The sequence below is a fragment of the Janthinobacterium sp. BHSEK genome (genome assembly GCF_056174685.1).
Genome location: NZ_JBWBYV010000149.1, coordinates 1 through 1,185 on the forward strand (window position 1 = coordinate 1; position 1,185 = coordinate 1,185).

The window sequence follows — 1,185 nt, forward strand, 5'->3', positions numbered from 1 at the left end:
TGGTTTACTCCATGAGGGTGAAAGGGTTGCAATAAACTGGTGGCTGCGACTGTTTAATAAAAACACAGCACTCTGCAAACACGAAAGTGGACGTATAGGGTGTGACGCCTGCCCGGTGCTGGAAGATTAAATGATGGGGTGCAAGCTCTTGATTGAAGTCCCAGTAAACGGCGGCCGTAACTATAACGGTCCTAAGGTAGCGAAATTCCTTGTCGGGTAAGTTCCGACCTGCACGAATGGCGTAACGATGGCCACACTGTCTCCTCCCGAGACTCAGCGAAGTTGAAATGTTTGTGATGATGCAATCTACCCGCGGCTAGACGGAAAGACCCCATGAACCTTTACTGTAGCTTTGCATTGGACTTTGAACCAATCTGTGTAGGATAGGTGGGAGGCTTTGAAGCGGGGACGCTAGTTCTCGTGGAGCCAACCTTGAAATACCACCCTGGTTTGTTTGAGGTTCTAACCTTGGTCCGTTATCCGGATCGGGGACAGTGCATGGTAGGCAGTTTGACTGGGGCGGTCTCCTCCTAAAGTGTAACGGAGGAGTTCGAAGGTACGCTAGATACGGTCGGACATCGTGTTGATAGTGCAATGGCATAAGCGTGCTTAACTGCGAGACTGACAAGTCGAGCAGGTACGAAAGTAGGACATAGTGATCCGGTGGTTCTGTATGGAAGGGCCATCGCTCAACGGATAAAAGGTACTCTGGGGATAACAGGCTGATTCCTCCCAAGAGTTCATATCGACGGGGGAGTTTGGCACCTCGATGTCGGCTCATCACATCCTGGGGCTGTAGCCGGTCCCAAGGGTATGGCTGTTCGCCATTTAAAGTGGTACGTGAGCTGGGTTTAAAACGTCGTGAGACAGTTTGGTCCCTATCTGCCGTGGGCGTTGGAAATTTGAAGGGGGCTGCTCCTAGTACGAGAGGACCGGAGTGGACGAACCTCTGGTGTACCGGTTGTCACGCCAGTGGCATTGCCGGGTAGCTAAGTTCGGAAGAGATAACCGCTGAAAGCATCTAAGCGGGAAACTTGCCTTGAGATGAGATTTCCCAGAGCCTTGAGCTCTTTGAAGGGTCGTTCGAGACCAGGACGTTGATAGGCTGGGTGTGGAAGTGCAGTAATGCATTAAGCTAACCAGTACTAATTGCCCGTACGGCTTGTCCCTATAACCTTAGCAGGT

1 rRNA gene is annotated in these 1,185 nt (G+C 51.4%); it reads left to right on the top strand.

Annotated features, from left to right (window positions below):
* Positions 1-1,170: ribosomal RNA gene (locus AC0V2Y_RS27710) — 23S ribosomal RNA — on the top strand; the annotation flags it as partial.
* Between the last annotated feature and the right edge of the window lie 15 nt (positions 1,171-1,185).